The organism is Paraburkholderia sp. BCC1885 (assembly GCF_900996235.1).
In the GTDB taxonomy this organism is placed as follows: domain Bacteria; phylum Pseudomonadota; class Gammaproteobacteria; order Burkholderiales; family Burkholderiaceae; genus Paraburkholderia.
In genome coordinates this window covers 250,636-270,969 of the sequence record NZ_CAAJGM010000111.1, presented here as the reverse complement: position 1 = coordinate 270,969, position 20,334 = coordinate 250,636, and the positions used below count along the sequence as shown (strand labels likewise).

Below are 20,334 nucleotides of genomic sequence, written 5' to 3'. Positions count from 1 at the left end.
GATGCGTCGCCAAGGTTCCGGCCTTTAGGAGTGCACGATGTCACACATGATCTGGAAAGGCGCAATCAGCTTCGGCCTCGTGCACGTACCGGTGCAACTGTATCCGGCTACGCAGTCCGAGAAGGTCGGCTTCAATCTGCTCGACAAGCGCTCGATCGATCCGATCGGCTATCGGCAGATCAATAAGCGCACCGGCAAGGAAGTCACGCGCGACAACATCGTGCGCGGTTTCGAATACGAGAAAGACAAGTACGTTGTCCTTTCCGATGACGAAATCCGCTCGGCGAATCCCGAGTCGACGCAGACCGTCGACATTCTGGCCTTCGTCGAAGCGCCCGAAATCTCGTTTCTCTATCTCGACACCCCGTATTTCCTGGCGCCGGATCGCAAGGGCGACAAGGTCTACGCGCTGTTGCGTGAGGCGCTGAAGGCATCGGGGAAGATCGGTGTCGCCAGCGTGGTGCTGCACAACAAGCAGCATCTGGCCGCGCTCATCCCGGTCGGGCCGGTGCTCGCGCTCAACACGTTGCGCTGGGCCGGCGAAGTACGCGACTACGGCGAGCTGAAGTTGCCGTCGGAGGATCCGAAGAAGGCGGGCGTGACACCGCGCGAACTCGACATGGCCAAAAAGCTGATCGACGACATGAGCGAGCATTGGGACCCGTCGGCCTATCGCGACACCTTCCACGACGACATCCTGGCGCTGGTGGACCGCAAGATCCGCGCGGGCAAGACGGAGGAAGTGACGGACGTCGAAGCGGCTCACGAGCCGCGCCAGTCCGCGGAGATTCTGGATCTGTCCGATTTGCTCAAACGCAGTCTTGGACGCGGCAAAGGCAAACCGGCGGCGCGCGGCCGTGCCGCGCAGAACGGCGACGACGCGGACGATGCCGACGACACGGAAGAGCCAGCGCCCACACCGCGCCGTAAGACGGCCACGCCGCGCCGCGCGTCCGCCGCCGGCACTGGCACGCGCGCGGCGGCCTCGCGCAAGCTAGGCGCCGCCAAGGACACGCCGCACCGCAAGCGCAGTGCTGCCTAAAGACGCGCAAAGGCCCTCACCATGAGCGACGACCGGCTCGGCCCCTATCACCGCAAGCGCCGCTTCGACGAGACGCCCGAGCCATCGGGTAAGCCTTCGCGCAAGGCCGCCGGTGGCAAGGCGCCGTCCCGCAAGACCGGCCATCCGCTCTCTTACGTGATCCAGGAACATGACGCGCGGCGCTTGCACTACGACTTCCGCCTTGAACTCGACGGCACGCTGAAATCATGGGCAGTGCCGAAGGGACCGAGTCTGGACCCATCGGTGAAGCGGCTCGCGGTGCATGTCGAAGATCATCCGCTCGAATATGGCTCGTTCGAAGGCGACATTCCGCCTGGCCACTACGGCGCCGGGTCGGTGATCGTGTGGGATCGCGGCACGTGGCAGCCGGAGGGCGGTGTCGCCCATGCAGAAGAGGCGTATCGGGCGGGCAAGCTCAAATTCACGCTGGACGGCGACAAACTGCACGGCGGCTGGATGCTGGTACGCAGCCACATGCGCGGCAGCGGCGACAAGGAGCAGTGGCTGCTGATCAAGGAACGTGACGAGGCGGCACGCAGCGAGGCCGATTTCGACGTGCTCAAGAAGCGGCCCGGCAGCGTGCTCGATGGTGGGACTGCGGGAGGCGGGGCAGGCAAGGGCGCTGCCGCGAAAGCGGCGAAGCCGAAGGGCGCACCCACGAAGAGCGCGACGCTGAAAGGCGCGCCATCCAGGGCCACGGCGTCGAAAGCGCCAACCCGCGCCCGAGGCGCCGCGTCGGCAGCACCGAGACCTGACATCGTCGCCAGCCGTAGCAGCGGGTCGCTGCGTGAACTGGCCGCGTCGCCGTCCATCGAGGGCGCCAGGAAAGCGGCCTTGCCCGCCACGTTCAAGCCCGAACTCGCCACACTGGTCGACGCCGCGCCGCCCGGCGACGAATGGTCGTATGAGATCAAGTTCGATGGTTATCGCGTGCTCGTGCGCATCGATCATCGTGCGGGGAAAAACCCGGTTCAGGTCTACACCCGCGCCGGCAACGACTGGTCCGCGAAATTCAGCAAGCAGGTCGGCGCGCTGGCGCAGCTCGACATTGAGACCGCCTGGCTCGACGGCGAAGCGGTCGTGCTCGATCACAACGACGTGCCGAACTTTCAGGCGCTGCAAAACGCCTTCGATGCCAACCGGCCGCAGGACATCGTGATCTATCTGTTCGACCTGCCGTATCTCAACGGCTATGACCTGCGCGACGTGCCGTTGGTGCAGCGCCGCGCCATCCTGCATGCGTTGCTCGAAGGGACGGACAATCGTGTGCTGCGCTATTCGGAAGACTTCGCCTTCAGCGCCGACGATCTGCTAAGGAGTGCCTGCGATATGGCGCTCGAAGGGATCATCGGCAAGCGGCGCGACAGCGGCTACACATCAGGGCGCAGCACGGCATGGATCAAACTCAAGTGCCGTCGCCGCCAGGAATTCGTGATTGGCGGCTATACGGAGCCGACGGGGAGCCGCGCGGCGTTTGGCGCATTGCTGCTGGGTGTCTATGACGCTCACGGCAAGCTGCAGTATGTCGGCCGGGTCGGCACCGGTTTCGACGCGGCGCTGCTGCGTGCGGTGAAAAAGGAACTCGACGCCCGCGAGCAGCCGCGCATGCCGTTCGCCACGGCGCCGCGCGAACGCAGCCGCACGCCGGTTCACTGGGTCAAGCCCGAACTCGTTTGCGAATGCAACTTCGCGGAATGGACCGATGAGCGCATCGTGCGTCAGGCGTCGTTCATCAGTCTGCGAAGCGATAAACCGGCGCGGCAGATCGTCAGGGAAACGCCGCGCGAAGGAGCCGATGTGCAAGCCCATTCCCATGAACACGCGCCCGAGGCACCCGCCAAAGCCCGCGCGACGAAGCCTTCCGCAAATAAAGATACCCCGGCTGACGAAGCGGCAACGGCCGAACCGAAAGCCGCGCGCACCCCCCGCAAAAGCACGGCCCAAAAAACCGCCGCCACCGATTCCGTCGCCGGCCTGCGCATTTCGCATCCGGACCGTGTCATCGACAAGGCGTCCGGCACGCGCAAGCTCGATCTTGTGAAGTACTACGAATCAGTTGAAAAATGGCTGCTGCCGCATTTGCAGGACCGGCCCGTGTCCCTGGTGAGGGCGCCCGAGGGTGTCGGTGGCGAGCTGTTTTTCCAGAAGCACAGCCAGAAGCTGTCGATTCCGAATGTCACCCAGCATGCTGGACTCGATGCCGGACATCCGCCACTCATCACCATCGAATCGCTCAAGGCGCTGATCGGCGCGGCGCAGATGGGCACGATCGAATTGCATACCTGGAACGCGCTCGCCTCGAACATCGAAAAGCCCGACCGCATGGTGTTCGATCTGGATCCCGACCCGGCGCTCGGCTGGGACAGGATGATCGAAGCCGCGCACCTCACCCGCACGCTGCTCGAAGAACTCGGCCTCGTATCGTTCTGCAAGACGAGCGGCGGCAAGGGACTGCACGTGGTGGTGCCGCTCGCGAAGCATGCAGGCTGGGACGAGGTGAAGGCATTTTCGCAGGCCGTCGCGCAACACATGGCGGCGACCCTGCCCAAGCATTTCGCCGCGAAGATGGGCCCACAGAACCGCAAACGCAAAATCTTCGTGGATTACCTGCGCAACAACCGCGGCTCCAGCACGGTGGCCGCTTTCTCCGCGCGAGCGCGGCCGGGGCTCGGGGTGTCGGTGCCTATCGCGTGGGACGAACTCGAAAGTACCACGGCAGGGGATCAATGGACCGTCGCCAATCTGCACGAACGGCTCGAATCGTTGCATGAGGATCCGTGGGACGGTTACGCGAAGACGCGGCAACGCATCACGGCGGCAATGAAGAAGCGTCTGGATGGCGCGGACGGCGGATGAACAGAGGGATGGAGTCTCGCAGGCATGCCGGTATGCGGTAGCTAGGCAATGGCCATGCAATAGCCATGCAACCGGCGTGCACCGGAAACGCACTCGATGAAGGAGGACGCAATGAAGACATCACATCAAACCCCGCAGGGCGGCAAGCAGCAAGATCATGGCAAAACGGCGGACCCGCACGCGAAGCAGGACGTGCGCTCGATGCAGGACGAAGGCGCGCCGCTGCCGCACGAAACCGACCAGAACGCCGAGTCGCAGCATGAGGACGAGCCGCGTGGCGTCGGTAAGCAGGCGCATCGCGACGTGCAGCGCGGGTTGAAAGACACCGACCGGCGTGGCGGCGACGAGTATCAGCAGAAGACGCAAAACGACGCGCACAGCAACGAGAATTCGAGTGCGACGGAAGGGGCCGCCAAGGCGCATCAGGAAAAACGTAGCAAGCACTGAAGGCGCGCGGCAGTTCGGCACGGTGGGATTCGCGGGAGCGGCGCTTCGTTCGCTCTGCTGGAACCTGTTCAGCGGGGCGCCGCGTCCCAATACGGCGGATCGCCAAAGTGTCCGGCGAGAAACTCGATCATCGCCAGCGTCTTGGGCGGCACGAATGCGCGGCTTGGATAGACGGCCCAGATCGCCACGGTCTCGGCGAGAGGATAGCTGTCGAGAATCGTCACCAGTTGGCCGCTGCGCAGATACGGCGCGACGTCCCACGTCGATTTGAGGGCGATCCCGAAGCCGGCCAGCAGCGCGTCGCGGATTACTTCGCCGTTATCGGTCGCGAGCCGTCCGCCGACGCGCACGTCGAGGCGCCCGGAGGGCGTTTCGAAGGCCCACGTGGTCTGGTCCGCGAGGATCACGCATTCGTGCTGGGCGAGGTCTGCCGGATGATGCGGCACACCTCGTTCGGCAAGATAGGACGGCGCGCAGCAAATCACCCGGCGGTTCACGGCCAGGCGTTTGGCCACCAGCGTCGAATCCTTCAGCGCGCCGATGCGCAGCGCCAGGTCCATTCCGGCATCGAGCAGATCCACGATGTGGTCCGATAGCCGCAGATCCACGTTGACGCCCGGATAGCGGCGCAGAAATTCGGGCATCGCCGGCGACACATGCTGCCGCCCGAATGACGACGGCATCGACATCCGCAGCCGGCCCTGCGGCTCGGTCTGCGCCCGGCCGACCGAGGCGCGGGCGGCCGCCGCGGCGTCGAGCAAGGTTTGCGCGCGGGCCATGAAAATCTCGCCGTCCTGCGTCAGGCTGATGCGCCGCGTGGTCCGATGCAGCAGACGCGCGCCCAAAAGCCGTTCGAGTTGCGCGAGCCGCGCGCTCGCCACGGCCGCGGACAGACCGAACTCGCGGCCCGCTGCCGACACGTTGGCGAGCAGCGCCGCCCGCACGAACAGCGCGACGTCGAGCAGATCGAGCCGCTCACGCTCCAGAAGCGCGGGCGATGACGCAGGACGGGATTGACCGGCAGAGTCCATTATTCTGATTTACAAGAAAATGTTTAAGTCATTATGCACGTTTTAAGTGGGTAAGGATCGCCTTAAGATAGCCACATGATTTGCGCGGCGTCCCTCGCGAATCCATCCACGAACATCCATCCACGAACATCCATCCACGAACGACCCAACGAACCAGGAGTTGTCATGAAAGCTGTCGGCCTTTATCGCTATTTGCCCATTGATCATCCCGAAGCACTGCTCGACCTCGAGATTGCACAACCGCAAGCCACTGGCCGCGACCTACTGGTCAAGGTCGAGGCGATCTCGGTGAACCCGGTCGACTTCAAGGTGCGCTCGCCGAAAGACAGCGTCGAAACCACCCCGCGCGTGCTCGGCTGGGACGCAGCCGGGACGGTCGCCGCGGTGGGACCGGACGTCACCCTGTTCAAGGTCGGCGATCCGGTGTTTTACGCCGGCAGCATCACGCGGCCGGGCGCCAACAGCGAATATCACCTGGTGGACGAGCGGATTGTCGGCCGCAAGCCGGCTTCGCTCGATTTCAGTCACGCCGCCGCATTGCCGTTGACCGCGATTACCGCGTGGGAAGCCTTGTTCGATCGCCTCGGCGTGTCGCCGCAAGGCGCGGATAAAGGCCGCTCGGTGCTGATCATCGGAGGTGCGGGCGGGGTCGGGTCGATCGGCATTCAACTCGCCAAACAGCTCGCCGGTTTGACCGTGATCGCGACGGCCTCGCGTCCGGCATCGGCGAAGTGGGCAACCGGGCTGGGCGCGGACCACATCATCGATCACTTCGGCGACATGCCGGCCCAGTTGAAGCAGATCGGTTTCGAACAGGTCGATTACGTGCTGATGTTCAACGACACCGACAAGCATTTCCCGGCGGCGGCAGCCGTCATCAAACCGCAGGGCGGCATCTGCACGATCGTTGAAAACAGCAAGCCGCTCCCGGTTGAATTGTTGAAGGCGAAGAGCGCGGCTTTCCACTGGGAATTCATGTTCACGCGTTCGATGTTCGGCACGCCCGACATGATCGAGCAGCACAAACTGTTGACCGAAGTGGGGCGCCTGGTCGACGGCGGCACCTTGCGCACGACCATCGGCGAGGACCTCGGCAAGATCAACGCGCAGAACCTGCGGCGTGCGCATCAACTGCTGGAAGAAGGGCGGGCGATCGGCAAGCTGGTGCTGAGCGGCTTCTAGAAAACGCTGCACCGCAAGCGGGTTAACACCCGATCCGCGCGAGGCGCGTTCGGGTCCGCTTGGCGGTAGACTGACAGGGCTCCAGGCAAAAATAGCCGCGCACGCTCGCATAGCGGGCGTGCAGCGGCATAACGAGGAGGTGACACTATGAGCCCGTGCTTCAGACTCTCCGCCGTTTCGATGATTGCTTCGCTTGCCTGTACCTTTGCCACATTCGCTCACGCGGCCACGCCGATCACGGTGACCTCGCAGGCCGCGACGGACGGGCCGATCCGCTACACCGTCAAGGTCACCTCGAAACAGTTTGGCGATGCGCAGGAAACGCGCACGATCCGCTCGGGTGAGTCCGACGATTTCACGTGGAAAACGGTGCCGCCAGGTGGTCCGGTCGCAGCCGTGGATCAGTGCCCGGTCGACGCCTCGCTGCCGGTCGACACCAACGGCGCGATGATCCGGCAAACGCAGATCCGCTTTGCGCCAGTGGTCGCCAACGACGGCACCGCCACGGTTCAGTTGAGCTTCCAGGCACAGACGCCGCACGGCACCAAAACCGTGACGAACGGCGGCAAGACACTGAAGTGTCCGAACGGCGAAACAGTGAGTCAGATCGTGCGTTTTACGATGCCCACCAACGGCAGCACCAAAACGCTGAGCTTGAATGACGGAACCCAGCTGGCGGTGTCGGCCAAACGGTGAGCGGGATTGAAAGGCGCGATGCTTATCGCGCCGCGCGACTTTTGCCGCTGTGTGCGCCGTGACGGCCGCTTATGACAGCCACTTATGGCATGACTACGAGCACGACCACGAGCATGATCACGAGCACGGCTAACGCGAGGCCGCAGCCCGCTCCACCAATCGCGACGCCAGAAACCGGTGGTCCGCGGAAAACAGCCGCCGGTACGTCAGCAACACCGCGCCCACCGTGCCGAGCGCCGACGCCGCCGCAATCAGGAACATGATCACGATCTGATAGCGCACCGCCTGCAACGGCGATTGCCCGGCCAGCACCTGGCCCGTCATCATGCCGGGCAGACTGACGACGCCTACCACCGCCATCTGGTTGAGCGTCGGGATCATGCCGGCCCGCACTGCCTGGCGCGCCGGTCCCTGTGCCGCTTCCCAGCGCGTGGCGCCGAGTGCAAGCGCCATCTCGACGCGATCGCGGTGCGAGGTCAGTTCTTCTGTCATGCGCTCGATGCCGAGCGACACGCCGGTGAGCGTGTTGCCGAGAATCATGCCGAGTATCGGAATCGCATATTGCGGCTCGTACCACGGCCGGATCCGGATCACGACGAATAGTCCCACCGCCGCCACCAGCCACGAGCTGACCCAGATCGACACAATGCTGTCCTGGCGCTGTCCGGCATAGCTGCGCGTGCCGCGTTGCGCGCCCGCGAATCCGGCGATCAGGGTCATCAGCACCATCAACGGCAGCACGACGAACCAGCGGTCGAACTGGAATACCCAGCCGAGCACATAACCGATCGCCAGCAACTGCACGACGGTGCGCACCGCCGCCCAGGCGAGCTTGCGTTCGAGATCGAGCTTTAGCGCCAACGACACCGCGCCGTTCACGACGATCAGCAGCGCGGCGATCGCCACATCCCACAGGCTGAGGTTTTGCAGGGTCATCGAGCGGGCTCCGGGTTGTCGCTTTGGGGCGGGCAGAGCGGGCTCGTCGAGGATTCGGAGAGCACGCCCGCATGCATGGTCAGATGACGCTCGCTCATGCGCTTTGCCTGAGCCGGATCGTGCGATACCCATACCGATGCGTGCGTCGACGCATGCGCGAGGCCAGCATGGAACCAGGCATCGACGAGACCTTCGATGGCATGCGACGACTCGGGGTCGAGCGAGGCGGTCGGTTCGTCGAGCAGCAACACTTCCGGCGCGAGTTGCAGCACGCGGATCAGCGCGGCGATCTGCGCCTCGCCGCCCGAGAGTTCACTCGCGCGCTTGTCGAGAAAGTCGGCGCCGCGACCCGCCTGGGCGGCGAGCGAGGCCGCCCGCGCGCGATCGAACCGCACGTCGCGATAAATCTGCAGCGAGAACGGATAGCGCAGATTGTCTTCGACAGTGCCGTCCAGAATCGCGGGCCGTTGCTGGATGTAGGCGACATTGCGCCGGTAGCGCGTGATGCTGGCGCGGTCGACCGCCTGACCGTGCCAGGCGATCTGGCCGCCCGAGAGCGGATCGAGCAGCGCCAGGGCGCGCAGGAACACGCTCTTGCCCGAGCCCGACGGTCCGGTGAGGGCGACGCGGTCGCCCACCTGCAGCGCGAAGCGAGTGGGCTGCAGCAGCATCTGGCGGCTACGCGGATCCTGCCGCGCCATGTCCGTCGCCTCGACGAGGGGAGTGTGCGTCATGGTGAGAAGGTGGGTCAGAGATACAAGGCTGCGCCGGCTATGGCGGGCCGGCTTTTCTACGTCATTCCCGAGTCGTGGCGCGGATGGCCCTTGATGGCTGCATAACGATGCGGACTCAAGGCCCGCGCCGTAAGCCGGGCATGTTAACTGCTGCCCCGATAGGCCAAACAGCAAGAACCGGAGTGTCTCATGGCAGCGTCGCGCACGATCGGCAGACGAATCGGCAAGATCATCGCATGGCTGGTAGCCGTGATCATCGTCCTGATTGCCGCTTTGGCGATTTTTATTCTGACCTTCGACTGGAACCGCGCGCGTCCGTGGGTCGATCAGAAAGTGAGCGAGGCGATCGGCCGGCAGTTCGTCATCCAGGGCGATCTGAAAGTGGGCTGGCGTCATCCGGTGGGTGAGACCGGTTGGCGCGGCTGGGTGCCGTGGCCGCGCTTTTCCGCCGCCAACATCACGATTGCGAATCCGGACTGGACCAAACAGCAGCACTTCGCGACGCTCGACGAGATCGACTTCGAAGTGGAAGTGCTGCCGCTGCTCGCGCATGACATCGTGATTCCGGCGATCAATCTGGTGAATCCCTCGGTCGACCTCGAGCGGGTGCTCAATGGCCGCAATAACTGGACGTTCAAGCTGGCGTCATCCGCTGGCCCGTCCGAATGGACCCTCGAACTGCATGATATTGCCTTCGACAAAGGCGTCATCGACCTGTCCGATCAGCAGAACAAGGCCGATATGCACGTCGTGGTCGACACGCTCGGCCAGGCCATTCCGATCGGCGATGTGCTGAAGCAACAGGAAGAGGCCTCGCGCAGTTCATCCGCCGAGGTGGTCGGCAAGCAGGGCGCCAAACGCCTGACGGCGCAGGCCAACGCGATTTCGGCGTCGGAGGCGGCCGAGGCATCGGCGGCTGCGGCCGCTTCGGCTGCAACGGGCGCCTCGGCGGGTTCCGCTGCTTCGAATGCCGCTGCGGCTTCCAGTGCGTCGGGCGCATTGAGCGCGTCCGGCACGGCGGCGGCCTCCCATGCGGGCGGCGCATCGGCCGCGCAGGCCGCGGAATCCGGCAGCGCCAGTTCGGCCTCTGCCTCGGCGGGCAACGTGGCGAGCCACTCCACCATGACGTCGGCGGCATCCGCGCCGGTCAATCCGGCCAGCAGCGTGGGCGCTGGCGCGCGTCCGCCGGTGCCGCCGTATGCGATCGGCTGGACCGCCAAGGGCACCTACAAGCACAATCCGGTCACGGGCAGCGGCAAGCTCGGCGGCGTGCTGGCGTTGCAGGACGTCAACCGGCCATTCCCGCTGCAGGCCGACGTCAAGATCGGCGACTATCTGCACGTGGCGGTGGTCGGCACGGTCACGGACCCGGCTCACCTCGCCGCCATCGACATGAAGCTGTGGGTGCAGGGCACCAGCATGGCGCATCTATACAACCTGACGGGCGTGACCCTGCCCGACACCCCGCCGTATGCCACCGAAGGCCGCCTCGTCGGCCAGTTCAAGCGCAACGCCAGTGTCTTCAAGTATGAAAATTTTACAGGCCGGGTGGGCGGCAGCGACCTGAACGGCTCGCTGACCTACACGGCGGGCGAGCCGCGGCCGAAACTGCAGGGTGACCTGGTGTCGAACCTGCTGCAATTCTCCGATCTCGCGCCGATCATCGGCGCCGACTCGAACGCCAGCAAGGCCAAGCGCGGCGACGCGGCCCAGCAGCCGTCGAACAAGGCGCTGCCGGTCGAGCAGTTCCGCACCGACCGCTGGAAGGCGATCGACGCCGACGTCAAGTTCACCGCGCGCCGCATCATCAAGAATCCGGACTTGCCGATCACCAATCTCTACACGCACGTGGTGATGGCCGACGGCGTGCTGTCGCTGGTGCCGTTGTCGTTCGGCGTGGCGGGCGGCACGCTGGCTTCGGAAATTCATCTGGACGGCAGCGGCACGCCGCTCAAGGGACGCTTCGCCACCTCGGCGCGCCATTTGAAGCTGAAGCAACTGTTCCCCAACTTCAAGACCATGCAAAGCGCGCTCGGCGAAGTGAATGGCGACGCCTCGCTCTCCGCCACCGGCAATTCGCCGGCGGCGCTGGCGGCGACTTCGAACGGCGAGATCAAGGCGCTCGTCACCGACGGCACCGTGAGCCGTCTGCTGATGGAAGCGGCCGGCCTGAACGTGGCGAACGTGGTCTACGAAAAGCTGTTCGGCTCGGCCGACGTGAAGATCAACTGCGCGGCCTCGGACTTCGTCGTGACGGATGGGGTGCTCGATCCGCGTGTCTTCGCGCTCGACACCGACGACGCCGTGATCGACATCGACGGCAACGTCAACCTGCGCGACGAAACCATGGATCTCGGCGTGCATCCGCATACGAAGGGCTTCCGGGTGTTTTCGCTGCGCTCGCCGCTCTACGTGAAGGGGACCTTCAAGGATCCGCACGTCGGTGTCAACGCCACCGCGCTGGCGTTGCGCGGCGGGGCGATGGTCGGACTCGGACTGATCAATCCGTTTGCCGCGCTGATTCCGCTGATCGCGCCGAGCAATAACAAGCCGCTGCCGTGCGCGCAACTGCTGGCGAACGTGCGCGCGAAGCCAAGCGCGCCGCCGCCGGGACAGAAGGAAAAGCTGCAGGCGCCGATCTCGCTCGACGGCGTTGCGTCGGCACCGCCGGCCACGACCAAAGGCGCGAGCAGCAGCAAGCGTGCTGCGCCGGCGGCAGTGCAGCCTGCGTCGAACGGCAGCGTCTACAAGGGAAGTTAAAGCAGCAGGGAAAAGTTAAACGAACTCGCCGCAGCCAGCGGCGAGTTCAAGTGACTTCAATAACGAAATAACGGGCGATATTAGCGGCTAAATAGACAGGTACGGAGAGACAAGGGCCGAAGCCGGCGCCGAACTCAGCGTCGAACTTCGCACTGAGTCAGCGCAGCGAGCGGGGCGCGGCATCACCGGCGGCATCCTGGCGCCGCACACCGCGGCGCGCGCCGCCTACCGTGCGGGTGGCGCCGAACTCCGGCAAGATCCGGCCGCGCGCGCGGCTCGCGAACACCAGGAAGCCGAAGCCGTCCGCTTCGTACCAGTAGCCGCCGTTTTCGAGGCCGTCGAGCGGCTGTTCCAGCGCGTTGGCAATCGATTCGATGCAGCGGCGCCGCAATTCGGCGGGCGCGGGATAAGGCGGCTGCGCGCCGCGCACGCTGCACAGAAGCACATCGAGGCCGGGCAGCACGTGAGCGTAGAGTACGGGTTCGTCCTGGGCACGGGCTCGCGCAATCTTGGTGTCGAGCTGACCGAACGGTTTGAAATGCCGTAGCACGGCGAGGAACGACTCATCGCCGTCCACCTTCGCGCGCCTACGCTTTTTCGGGAAGGACATAAAAATTCGCCTGAAAAAGAATTGCAAGAAACGCAGCGTCCTCATGCGACCACTCCCGGCTTCGCGCCGCCGCACGTCGATCTTTTATAGCATACGAAAATGCCGGACTCACGGTGATTCGGCGCTCAATCCGCCTCACACCCATCCGCACGAATCGTGCCGAATCGCCTTGCCGCGCGCATTCGCATCCCAGCACCCAACTCACCGCTCCTGTCTCCATAATAGTCTCACGTGCCGCGTAGGTGAGGCTCTCACCGTTAAAAAAAGACAGTTTTGTGTTGGCCAGCGCTTCCTCGGCAGCAGATTGAAATATCTCGTATTCACGTCGATAATGGCCCGGTTCCGCTGCGGCGGTTCAGCGGCCTGCGCCGCGTGGAGGCGGCGCGCAGCCCATCACCTCGACCGCGCGGCGACCCGACGGACTTCCAGGCGAACATGAAACTTTTCACCAAGGGTCTGCTGCTGATTGCCATGCCGAGCGTGGTCGAGCTGGGACTGCTCGGCCTCGTCTTCGATACCCAGCAGCAGGCGGCGCAAGCCGCGGCGTGGGTGGCCAATAGCAAGCACATTCTGTATCAGTCGTCGTCACTGATCGACCCGCTGTTGCGTCAGGCCGCGCGGGTTCGTACAGGCATGGTGGTGGGCGACCCCATGTTTATCGACCGCCGCGCGGCGTGGGTCGATCTTGCCGACCGCCTCGACCGTCTCGAACAGCTGGTGGCGGACACGCCGCCACAGGCGGCGCGGGTCCGGCAGATGCGCGCGCTGGTCGACGCCTACCGCGCGGAAGCGGACGCCATCTCCCAAGGCTTGCATGCGGGGCGCAATATAAGCGCCTATGCGGCCCTCGAAGGCGACGCCATGCCACGCCAGGTCGCCCTGTTTCGCGATCAGCTCGACGCCTTCGTCGCCGAAGAATCGCGGCTCGACGCCGGGCGCAACGCCTCGCTTGCGCAGACGCGAGCCCGTCAGCAATATGCGTTGATCGCCGCCGTGCTCGGCTCCATGCTGATCTGGGGCATTACCGCGCTGGCGTTTGCACGCAGCATCGGCCGCCGCCTCGAAGTGCTGACCGGTAACGCCGAGCGGCTCGGTCATGGCCGGCCGTTAAGTACGCCGCTGTCGGGCAATGACGAAATCGCCGCGCTCGACGCCATCCTGCACCAGACCGGCGCACGCCTGCGCGCCGCCGACCAGGATCAGGCGATACTGAAGGCGCGCCTCGAAGCGCGTGCCAGGGAACTCGCCGGGGTCAACGAGGAATTGCGCCAGGAGACCCAGGACAACGAGATGTTCATCTACAGCGTGTCGCACGATCTGCGCTCGCCGCTCGTCAACCTGCAAGGCTTCTCCAAGGAACTGCAGGTATCCTGCGATGAGTTGCGCAGCACGATCGACGCGGCGCAGTTGCCCGCCGGCGAGCGGCACCGCATGATCAGCGTGCTCGATGGCGACGTGCGCGAATCGTTGCATTTTCTGCGCACGGCCGTGACACGCGCGGCGGCGATCATCGAGGCGCTGCTGCGCATTTCGCGGGCCGGCCGGCTGGAGTATCAGTGGCAGCGCGTGAGTATCGGGAGGGTGGTGGCGGGCGTCATCGACGGGCTGGCGGGTGCAATCGAAGCACGGGGCGCGCTCGTCACGGTGCGTGAACTGCCGCCGGCGTGGGGAGATCCGGGCGCGATCGAGCAGATCTTCAGCAATCTGATTGGCAATGCGCTCAATTTTCTCGATCCGGACCGCATAGGCCGCATCGAAGTGGGCGCCTGCGAGCCGGAACCGGTGGATGAGCGCCAGCCGCCGCCGCTTCGAACTCGCACGTATTATGTGCGCGATAACGGGCTCGGCATTCCGGCGGCGTATATGTCGAAGGTGTTTCGGGCTTTCCAGCGCCTGCACGGCGAAGTGGCGAAGGGCGACGGCATCGGGCTCGCGCTGGTGCGCCGGATGGTCGAGCGGCACGGCGGGCGGGTCTGGGTGGAATCGGCGGAAGGCGCGGGCTCGACGTTTTTCGTCGTCTTGCCCGAACAGCCGGCGCGTCTGTGAGGCCGCGCGGTGAGGCCGCCCGGCGCCTTGGTGTTGAGGCGCTCCGGTGCATGGGCGCCCCGCGCGGGTCTGAATTGCATGACTGAATTGCACGGCTGAGTGGCATGGAATACGAACAAATCGTCACGCACCCGCGAAGCGCGGGCACGGAGGCAGTATGAAGCATGGGGAAACGGTCAGTATCATCTTGATCGAGGACGACGACGGCCACGCCACGCTCGTCGAACGCAACTTGCGCCGGGCCGGCATCTCGAACTGTTTCCTGCGTTTTGCCGACGGGCAGCAGGCGCTGGATTATTTTTTCGGCACTCCGCCGAGCGGCGAGATCGCCGGCAAATATCCGCCGCGTCAGGATCTGAGCAACTTCGTCGTACTGCTCGATCTGAAGATGCCGCGCGTGGACGGTTTCGAAGTGCTGCGCCGTCTGAAAGAAGCGCCGCAGACCGCGCCGATGCCGGTGATCGTCCTGACGACAACCGACGACCCGCGCGAAATCGAGCGCTGCTACGAACTCGGCTGCAACGTCTACATCACGAAGCCGGTCGAATATGACGCGTTTATCGAGGCGGTGCGCCGTCTCGGGTTTTTCCTGCAGGTAGTGAAACTGCCGCAGGGCCAGCGTCTGGCCGCCTCGTAAAGCGTATTGCCTGAACCCTGAGGGTTGAACCACGCGCCCATCACGCGCCTGCCAGAGCAGACCTAGCCAAAGAAAGAATCAGCATGACCGAAGACGTATCCACGCCACCCGCGGCCTATGTGCTTCTCGTCGACGACGACGAAGGCATCTTGCGCCTTGCGCGCAAGTCGCTCCAGCGGGCAGGCTGCCGGGTAGCGCTCTGTTCCGATGTGGAAAGCGCCGGCGAGCGGATCGCCGCCGGCGAGCCGGACCTGCTCGTGCTCGACTATCAGTTGAACGGCGCCGAAACGGGTCTCGATTTCTTCCGCCGCCTGCGCGCCCAGGGCGTGCGGATTCCGGCCATCCTCGTGACGGGTTTCACGGACGAATCGCGCGTCATCGAGGCGTTGCGTGCCGGCGTCTCGGACGTGGTGCCGAAGTCGGGCGACTATCTCGACTACCTGCCCGAGGCCGTCGAACGCGTGCTCTCCCAGGTGCGTTTGCAGAAAGCCTCCGCTGACGCGGTTCTGTTGCGGGATCGGGAACTGCATTACCGGACCTTGTCGGAGGCGCTGCCGCATCTCGTGCTCACCTGCGACGCCAATGGCGACTGCGATTTCCTGTCGAAGCAATGGCTGGAATACACCGGGCTCGACGAGCTCCACTCGTATGGTCTCGCGTGGCTCGACGCGGTGCACGCGGACGATCGCGAGGCAATTCGCCAGAGCTGGCTGAAAGCGGTCAGAAGCGACGCCGGCGACTATCGGCATGAGCTACGCATTCGTCGCCATGATGGCGCGTACCGCTGGTTCGACGCGCGCATCGTCGGCATGCGCGATTCGGCCGGCGTGATCCGCAAATGGTTCGGCAGTTGCACGGACATCCATTCGCAGCGCGAGGCGATCGAGGAGCGCGAACGGCTGCTCGCCTCCGAGCAGGCCGCGCGGCTCGCCGCCGAAGAAGCGAATCGTGCCAAAGACCGCTTTCTCGCCATGCTTTCGCATGAACTGCGCACGCCGCTCACGCCGGTGCTGGCCGGCGCGCGTGTGCTCGAACTGATTCCCGAGTTGCCCGACCAGGCCCGCTCGTGCGTGCTGATGATCCGCCGCAATGTGGAACTCGAAGCACGTCTGATCGACGATCTGCTCGATCTCACGCGGGTGGCGAACGGCAAGCTGCGACTGTCGCTGGAAACCGTGGATGTGCACGACGTGATCGACGGCGTGCTGGAACTGTTTCGCAGCGAGATCCAGGTCAAACAGCAGGACGTCCATGTCGAAAAGGCCGCGCAGCATCACTACGTGCTCGCCGACCGGGCGCGATTGCAGCAGATGTTGTGGAACCTGATCCGCAACGCCGCCAAGTTCACGCCCGACGGCGGCCACATTTACGTGCGCACGCGCGACGAACGGATGCACGTGCAGATCTCGATCGAGGACACCGGCATCGGCATCGAGCCCGAGCAGATCGGCAAGCTCTTCAATGCCTTCGAGCAGGGCAATCAGAACATGACGCGGCAGTTCGGCGGCCTGGGCTTGGGTCTGGCGATTACCAAAGCCTTAACCGATGTGCACGGCGGCACGGTGACGGCGCAAAGTCCCGGCGCGCATTGCGGCGCGACTTTTACGATCACGCTGCCGACCGCCGCCCAGCCGGTGGAACAAGCGGTAGCGCCGGCGCCGGCGGTGGCGCATCCGGCAGGTCTGCTGACGATCCTGCTGATCGAAGACCACGTGGATACCGCCGAGGTGATGGCGCAACTGATCCGCAGTCTCGGTCATGACGTGACCGTGGTGGGGCTCGTCGCCGACGCGCTGGCGGCCACGCAGTCGATCCACTTCGATCTGATCATCAGCGATGTAGGCTTGCCGGACGGCACGGGGCTCGATTTCATCAAGGCCTTCCGCGAGCATTCGGACGTGCCGGCAGTGGCGCTGACAGGCTTCGGCACGGATGAGGACGTGCGCCGCTGTCTCGGCGCCGGCTTCACGGCGCATCTGACCAAGCCGGTGAATTTCGGCCAGCTCGAGCAGTTGATCGAAAGCGCGGCGAATGTGAAGGCGGAAAAGAGCGCGGGCGAGAATTCCTCGTAGTGCGAACTTTTGTGTCGGCCGGGCGCCTGGGGCGACAAAAAGGCCCGCTGCGAAATTGCTCGCAGCGGGCCTTTTGTTTGAATCCGTGTTGAGTGCTTTGAACCGGGGCTGACTGGTTTTTGCCGCGTGGCCTCTCGTCTTTCAGGTGCTCAAAAACCGGCGCTCACACACGCATCAGCCGGCACTAGAACGCCTCAACGCGGCGGCGCATTCTTCAGCGAATCGCGGATCTCGCGCAGCAGCAGCACATCTTCCGGCGTCGGAGCGGGCGGCGGCGCTTCAGCAGGAGCGGGCTTGCGCAGGTTGTTGATGAATTTCACCATCACGAAAATGATGAACGCGAGGATGATGAAGTTGATCAGCACCGTAATGAACGAGCCATAGCCGAATACGGCCACACCCGCGGTTTGCAGGTCTTTATACGATTCGGGGCTGCCCTTGAAGCTCGCGGGAATCTCGCCCAGACGGATGAATTTATTGGAGAAGTCGAGACCGCCGGTAGCGAGGCCGACGATCGGCATGATCAGGTCTTTGACAATCGAATTGACAATCGTGGAGAACGCGCCGCCGATAATCACACCAACCGCGAGATCCATCACGTTGCCCTTGAGGGCGAATTCCTTGAACTCCTTGACCATGCTCATCGGGTATTCCTCCATAAAGTCGATGGGCCAATGATAGCCAACGTCGGAGGGATAGGGTAGTGCTTTGGCCTCGAATTAAAAGGCGCGGGCAACTATGACTCAAGCGCGCGAGCCCGTTCGATATGGGTCGCAAAACTGACCGGATCGATATTGGCGCCGCATAGCAGCACGCCGACGCGCTTGCCCTGCAGCGTCTCGCGCAGCGGCCCGAGCAGCGCGGCAGTGGCCGCCGCGCAGGCCGGCTCGACCGCGAGCTTCAGTTGCCGGAACAGCGTCAGCATCGCCGCGCGCAACTGGTTGTCCGTGACGGTGACGAGCTGGTCGATGTGACGCCGGCACAATTCGTAGCTGTACTGTTCGGTATGCGGCGCCATCAGCGAATCCGCGATGGTGAACATGTGTCCCATCCTGATCGTGTGATTGGCGGCGAAACTCTTGCTCATGGCGTCCGAACCGTCCGGCTCGACCCCGTACACATGAATGCGCGGATTGGCGAGGCGCAGCGCCGTGGATACCCCCGCCGCAAGACCGCCGCCGCCGACCGGCACGATCACCGCGTCCAGATCGGGCGTTTGCGTGGCCCATTCGTAGCCGAGCGTGGAGGTGCCCAGCACCGTGCGATAGCCATTGAACGGATGCACGAAGTAGCGGCCTTCTTCGGCCTCGATGCGGCGCACGATCTCGAATGCTTCGGCGCCGGTTTCGGCCACCACCATTTCCGCGCCGTACTGACGGCATAGCGCGACGCGCGCCGGATTGGCCGAACGGAACAGCACGACCTTCGCACTGATGCCAAGCCGCATGGCGGCATACGCCACCGCCACCGCATGATTGCCGCCCGACACACAGGTGACGCCCGCGCTGCGTTGCGCTTCATCGAGCGCGAGCAGGTTGGTGAAGGCGCCGCGCGTCTTGAAGCTGCCGCCTGCCTGCAACAGTTCGAACTTGAAATTCACCACCGTGCCTTCCAGCGACGGGAAGTCCAGCTTGTCGAACACCGGTGTGCGAGCGACCCATGGCGCCAGGGCAAAATGCTGCGAGGCGATGTCGTCGAGTGTGGGGATCGGCTCGCCGTCGATCGTGTGGTTGGTATGCTGCGGCGTGGCGGTGGACATGGCGTGGGAAAACAGTGTTCGTTATGTTTTGGAGTCGGGCGGCCGGCGTCGGTTCAGTGCGTTTTTGTCCATTCAGTTTGACTGGATGCGATGCAATGGCAGGCATCCAGGTGTATGTGACGATTGCATCGTAGGCGCACGCGTTCAATGCGAGTGTGCGTCAACCGACATGCTGTGGATGAACTTGCCGAGGAAACGCTCGCAGGCGGCGAGCTGTTCGAGCGCGACGAACTCGTTGGCCTTGTGCGCCTGTTCGATGTTACCCGGCCCGCACACGATGCTCGGAATGCCCGCCAGCGAAAAGAGTCCCGCTTCGGTGCCGTAGGCCACCTTGCGTTTGTCCTGATCCGCGGTCAAGGCGCGCACGAGTTGCGTGATGGCGGCCTGCTCCGACGAATCGAGCCCGGGCGCGGCGGCGATCTTCGAAATTTCGATGGCGGCCGACGGATGCTCGCGCAGCATTTTCGGCAGCAGCGTTTCGCGCGCGTATTGATCGATGCGGGCGAAAATCGGCTCCGGGTCGAGCGTCGGCAGATTGCGGAATTCGAACTGGAAGCGGCATTCGGCCGGCACGGTATTGATCGCGTTGCCGCCCTGGATGGTGCTGGTTTGCGCGGTCGTGAAAGGCACGTCGTAGAACTCGTCGAACGGGCCCTGCTCGCGGAACTGGTCGGCCATGTCGCGGATGTAGCAGATCAGGCGTGCCGCGTATTCGATCGCGTTCAGTCCTTTTGGCGTGAGCGACGAATGTGCGGCCTGGCCGCGCACGCAGCACTGATACGTGTTGATGCCTTTATGCGCAATGATCGGGCGCATGCTGGTCGGTTCGCCGACGATGCAGCCGTCCGGCTTGATGCCGCGCTTCATCAGGTCCGCGATCAACAGCGGCGCGCCGACGCAGCCCACTTCCTCGTCGAACGACAGCGCGAGGTGGATCGGCTTGGCGAGCCTCGCGCGCTGCATGTCCGGTACGAGCGTGAGCGCCGCGCCGATGAAGCCTTTCATGTCGCAGGTGCCGCGGCCGTACAGTTTGTCGTCGCGGATTTCCGGCTTGAACGGATCGCTGTCCCAGGCCTGGCCGTCCACCGGCACGACGTCCGTATGACCCGACAGCACGATGCCGCCATTGGTCTCGCCATCGTGAGCGGGGATGGTGGCGAACAGATTGGCCCATTTGCCGCGCGAATCGTGCGTGAGCGTGGCGTCGATGCCGAGGCCGCGCAGTTCGTCGCGCACCGTTTCGATCAGGCCGAGATTCGGATTGCGGCTCACCGTGTCCATCGAGACGAGGCGTGTGACCCAGGGGAGCGAAACCGGAGCGGCAGCAGACGAGGCGGAAGAGGCGGGCGGGGTAGCGGAATGAGCTGATTCGGCGACGTGAGACATGACAGGACTCCGGCTTTTAAGTCGTTAGATCATACCGAAAAAACACCGGCGCCGTTAAACCGCCCGCCATGCCGCACGCGTGTTTTGCGCGTTGCAGCATGGCGGGGGCGTTCTAGGGT

General features: G+C 64.3%; 16 protein-coding genes. 9 read left to right on the top strand and 7 right to left on the bottom strand.

What is annotated here, in order from left to right; genetic code table 11:
* Positions 1-37: 37 nt before the first annotated feature.
* The 3 genes from FQ755_RS10215 to FQ755_RS10205 all read left to right on the top strand — a co-directional run bounded on the left by FQ755_RS10215 (position 38) and on the right by FQ755_RS10205 (position 4,366).
* The gene (locus FQ755_RS10215) at positions 38-1,042 is read left to right on the top strand and encodes a Ku protein (RefSeq protein ID WP_144153693.1); all 1,005 of its coding nucleotides are present in this window, start codon (positions 38-40) and stop codon (positions 1,040-1,042) included.
* 21 nt (positions 1,043-1,063) lie between these two features.
* Entirely contained in the window at positions 1,064-3,919 is a 2,856-nt protein-coding gene (gene ligD, locus FQ755_RS10210; protein WP_144153691.1) for a DNA ligase D, read from the top strand.
* A 111-nt stretch (positions 3,920-4,030) separates the two neighbouring features.
* Positions 4,031-4,366 carry a hypothetical protein gene (locus FQ755_RS10205; protein WP_144153689.1) on the top strand — a complete coding sequence of 112 codons (336 nt, stop codon included), beginning with the start codon at positions 4,031-4,033 and terminating at the stop codon, positions 4,364-4,366.
* A 68-nt stretch (positions 4,367-4,434) separates the two neighbouring features.
* Here FQ755_RS10205 and FQ755_RS10200 read toward each other — a convergent pair whose 3' ends face one another.
* Positions 4,435-5,397 carry a LysR family transcriptional regulator gene (locus tag FQ755_RS10200; RefSeq protein WP_144153687.1) on the bottom strand — a complete coding sequence of 321 codons (963 nt, stop codon included), beginning with the start codon at positions 5,395-5,397 and terminating at the stop codon, positions 4,435-4,437.
* Positions 5,398-5,562: 165 nt separating this feature from the next.
* Between FQ755_RS10200 and FQ755_RS10195 the strand changes: the two genes are divergently transcribed.
* Both FQ755_RS10195 and FQ755_RS10190 read left to right on the top strand, forming a co-directional pair.
* Positions 5,563-6,579 (top strand): zinc-binding alcohol dehydrogenase family protein, encoded by a 1,017-nt coding sequence (locus FQ755_RS10195; protein WP_144153685.1) that lies wholly within the window; start codon positions 5,563-5,565, stop codon positions 6,577-6,579.
* A 147-nt stretch (positions 6,580-6,726) separates the two neighbouring features.
* Positions 6,727-7,275: a DUF6013 family protein gene (locus FQ755_RS10190; protein ID WP_144153683.1), complete on the top strand. Its 549-nt coding sequence runs from the start codon at positions 6,727-6,729 to the stop codon at positions 7,273-7,275.
* Between the two features lie 129 nt (positions 7,276-7,404).
* Here the strand turns inward: FQ755_RS10190 and FQ755_RS10185 are convergent, their stop codons facing one another.
* Complete coding sequence (locus FQ755_RS10185) at positions 7,405-8,211, bottom strand: ABC transporter permease (protein WP_144153681.1); 807 nt, start codon at positions 8,209-8,211, stop codon at positions 7,405-7,407.
* Entirely contained in the window at positions 8,208-8,945 is a 738-nt protein-coding gene (locus FQ755_RS10180) for an ATP-binding cassette domain-containing protein (RefSeq protein ID WP_144153679.1), read from the bottom strand. Before FQ755_RS10180 ends, FQ755_RS10185 begins: the two co-directional genes overlap by 4 nt.
* A 189-nt stretch (positions 8,946-9,134) precedes the next feature.
* Between FQ755_RS10180 and FQ755_RS10175 the strand changes: the two genes are divergently transcribed.
* Positions 9,135-11,705: an AsmA family protein gene (locus tag FQ755_RS10175; protein ID WP_144153677.1), complete on the top strand. Its 2,571-nt coding sequence runs from the start codon at positions 9,135-9,137 to the stop codon at positions 11,703-11,705.
* A 157-nt stretch (positions 11,706-11,862) separates the two neighbouring features.
* Here FQ755_RS10175 and FQ755_RS10170 read toward each other — a convergent pair whose 3' ends face one another.
* Entirely contained in the window at positions 11,863-12,360 is a 498-nt protein-coding gene (locus FQ755_RS10170) for a hypothetical protein (RefSeq protein ID WP_074298569.1), read from the bottom strand.
* Between the two features lie 390 nt (positions 12,361-12,750).
* Between FQ755_RS10170 and FQ755_RS38545 the strand changes: the two genes are divergently transcribed.
* The 3 genes from FQ755_RS38545 (at position 12,751) to FQ755_RS10155 (ending at position 17,070) form a co-directional block, all read left to right on the top strand.
* The gene (locus FQ755_RS38545) at positions 12,751-14,361 is read left to right on the top strand and encodes a sensor histidine kinase (protein WP_144153675.1); all 1,611 of its coding nucleotides are present in this window, start codon (positions 12,751-12,753) and stop codon (positions 14,359-14,361) included.
* Between the two features lie 157 nt (positions 14,362-14,518).
* Positions 14,519-14,998 carry a response regulator gene (locus FQ755_RS10160; RefSeq protein WP_144153673.1) on the top strand — a complete coding sequence of 160 codons (480 nt, stop codon included), beginning with the start codon at positions 14,519-14,521 and terminating at the stop codon, positions 14,996-14,998.
* A gap of 83 nt (positions 14,999-15,081) precedes the next feature.
* Positions 15,082-17,070: a response regulator gene (locus FQ755_RS10155; protein WP_144153671.1), complete on the top strand. Its 1,989-nt coding sequence runs from the start codon at positions 15,082-15,084 to the stop codon at positions 17,068-17,070.
* Between the two features lie 194 nt (positions 17,071-17,264).
* Here FQ755_RS10155 and mscL read toward each other — a convergent pair whose 3' ends face one another.
* From mscL to argE, 3 genes are all read right to left on the bottom strand, one after another.
* Positions 17,265-17,714, bottom strand: a complete 450-nt coding sequence (gene mscL / locus FQ755_RS10150; protein ID WP_144153669.1) for a large conductance mechanosensitive channel protein MscL — start codon at positions 17,712-17,714, stop codon at positions 17,265-17,267.
* A 92-nt stretch (positions 17,715-17,806) separates the two neighbouring features.
* Positions 17,807-18,829 carry a threonine/serine dehydratase gene (locus tag FQ755_RS10145; protein ID WP_144153667.1) on the bottom strand — a complete coding sequence of 341 codons (1,023 nt, stop codon included), beginning with the start codon at positions 18,827-18,829 and terminating at the stop codon, positions 17,807-17,809.
* A gap of 144 nt (positions 18,830-18,973) precedes the next feature.
* On the bottom strand, positions 18,974-20,215 hold the full coding sequence (argE, locus tag FQ755_RS10140) for an acetylornithine deacetylase (RefSeq protein ID WP_144153665.1): 1,242 nt from the start codon (positions 20,213-20,215) through the stop codon (positions 18,974-18,976).
* Positions 20,216-20,334 lie beyond the last annotated feature (119 nt).

Coding starts and splice junctions, on each gene's coding strand:
- FQ755_RS10185 (WP_144153681.1), bottom strand. CDS start 8,211: ATGACCCTGCAAAACCTCAGCCTGTGGGATGTGGCGATCGCCGCGCTG.
- mscL (WP_144153669.1), bottom strand. CDS start 17,714: ATGAGCATGGTCAAGGAGTTCAAGGAATTCGCCCTCAAGGGCAACGTG.
- FQ755_RS10200 (WP_144153687.1), bottom strand. CDS start 5,397: ATGGACTCTGCCGGTCAATCCCGTCCTGCGTCATCGCCCGCGCTTCTG.
- argE (WP_144153665.1), bottom strand. CDS start 20,215: ATGTCTCACGTCGCCGAATCAGCTCATTCCGCTACCCCGCCCGCCTCT.
- FQ755_RS10145 (WP_144153667.1), bottom strand. CDS start 18,829: ATGTCCACCGCCACGCCGCAGCATACCAACCACACGATCGACGGCGAG.
- FQ755_RS10205 (WP_144153689.1), top strand. CDS start 4,031: ATGAAGACATCACATCAAACCCCGCAGGGCGGCAAGCAGCAAGATCAT.
- FQ755_RS10190 (WP_144153683.1), top strand. CDS start 6,727: ATGAGCCCGTGCTTCAGACTCTCCGCCGTTTCGATGATTGCTTCGCTT.
- FQ755_RS10175 (WP_144153677.1), top strand. CDS start 9,135: ATGGCAGCGTCGCGCACGATCGGCAGACGAATCGGCAAGATCATCGCA.
- FQ755_RS10155 (WP_144153671.1), top strand. CDS start 15,082: ATGACCGAAGACGTATCCACGCCACCCGCGGCCTATGTGCTTCTCGTC.
- FQ755_RS10215 (WP_144153693.1), top strand. CDS start 38: ATGTCACACATGATCTGGAAAGGCGCAATCAGCTTCGGCCTCGTGCAC.
- FQ755_RS10195 (WP_144153685.1), top strand. CDS start 5,563: ATGAAAGCTGTCGGCCTTTATCGCTATTTGCCCATTGATCATCCCGAA.
- FQ755_RS10180 (WP_144153679.1), bottom strand. CDS start 8,945: ATGACGCACACTCCCCTCGTCGAGGCGACGGACATGGCGCGGCAGGAT.
- FQ755_RS38545 (WP_144153675.1), top strand. CDS start 12,751: ATGAAACTTTTCACCAAGGGTCTGCTGCTGATTGCCATGCCGAGCGTG.
- FQ755_RS10160 (WP_144153673.1), top strand. CDS start 14,519: ATGAAGCATGGGGAAACGGTCAGTATCATCTTGATCGAGGACGACGAC.
- ligD (WP_144153691.1), top strand. CDS start 1,064: ATGAGCGACGACCGGCTCGGCCCCTATCACCGCAAGCGCCGCTTCGAC.
- FQ755_RS10170 (WP_074298569.1), bottom strand. CDS start 12,360: ATGAGGACGCTGCGTTTCTTGCAATTCTTTTTCAGGCGAATTTTTATG.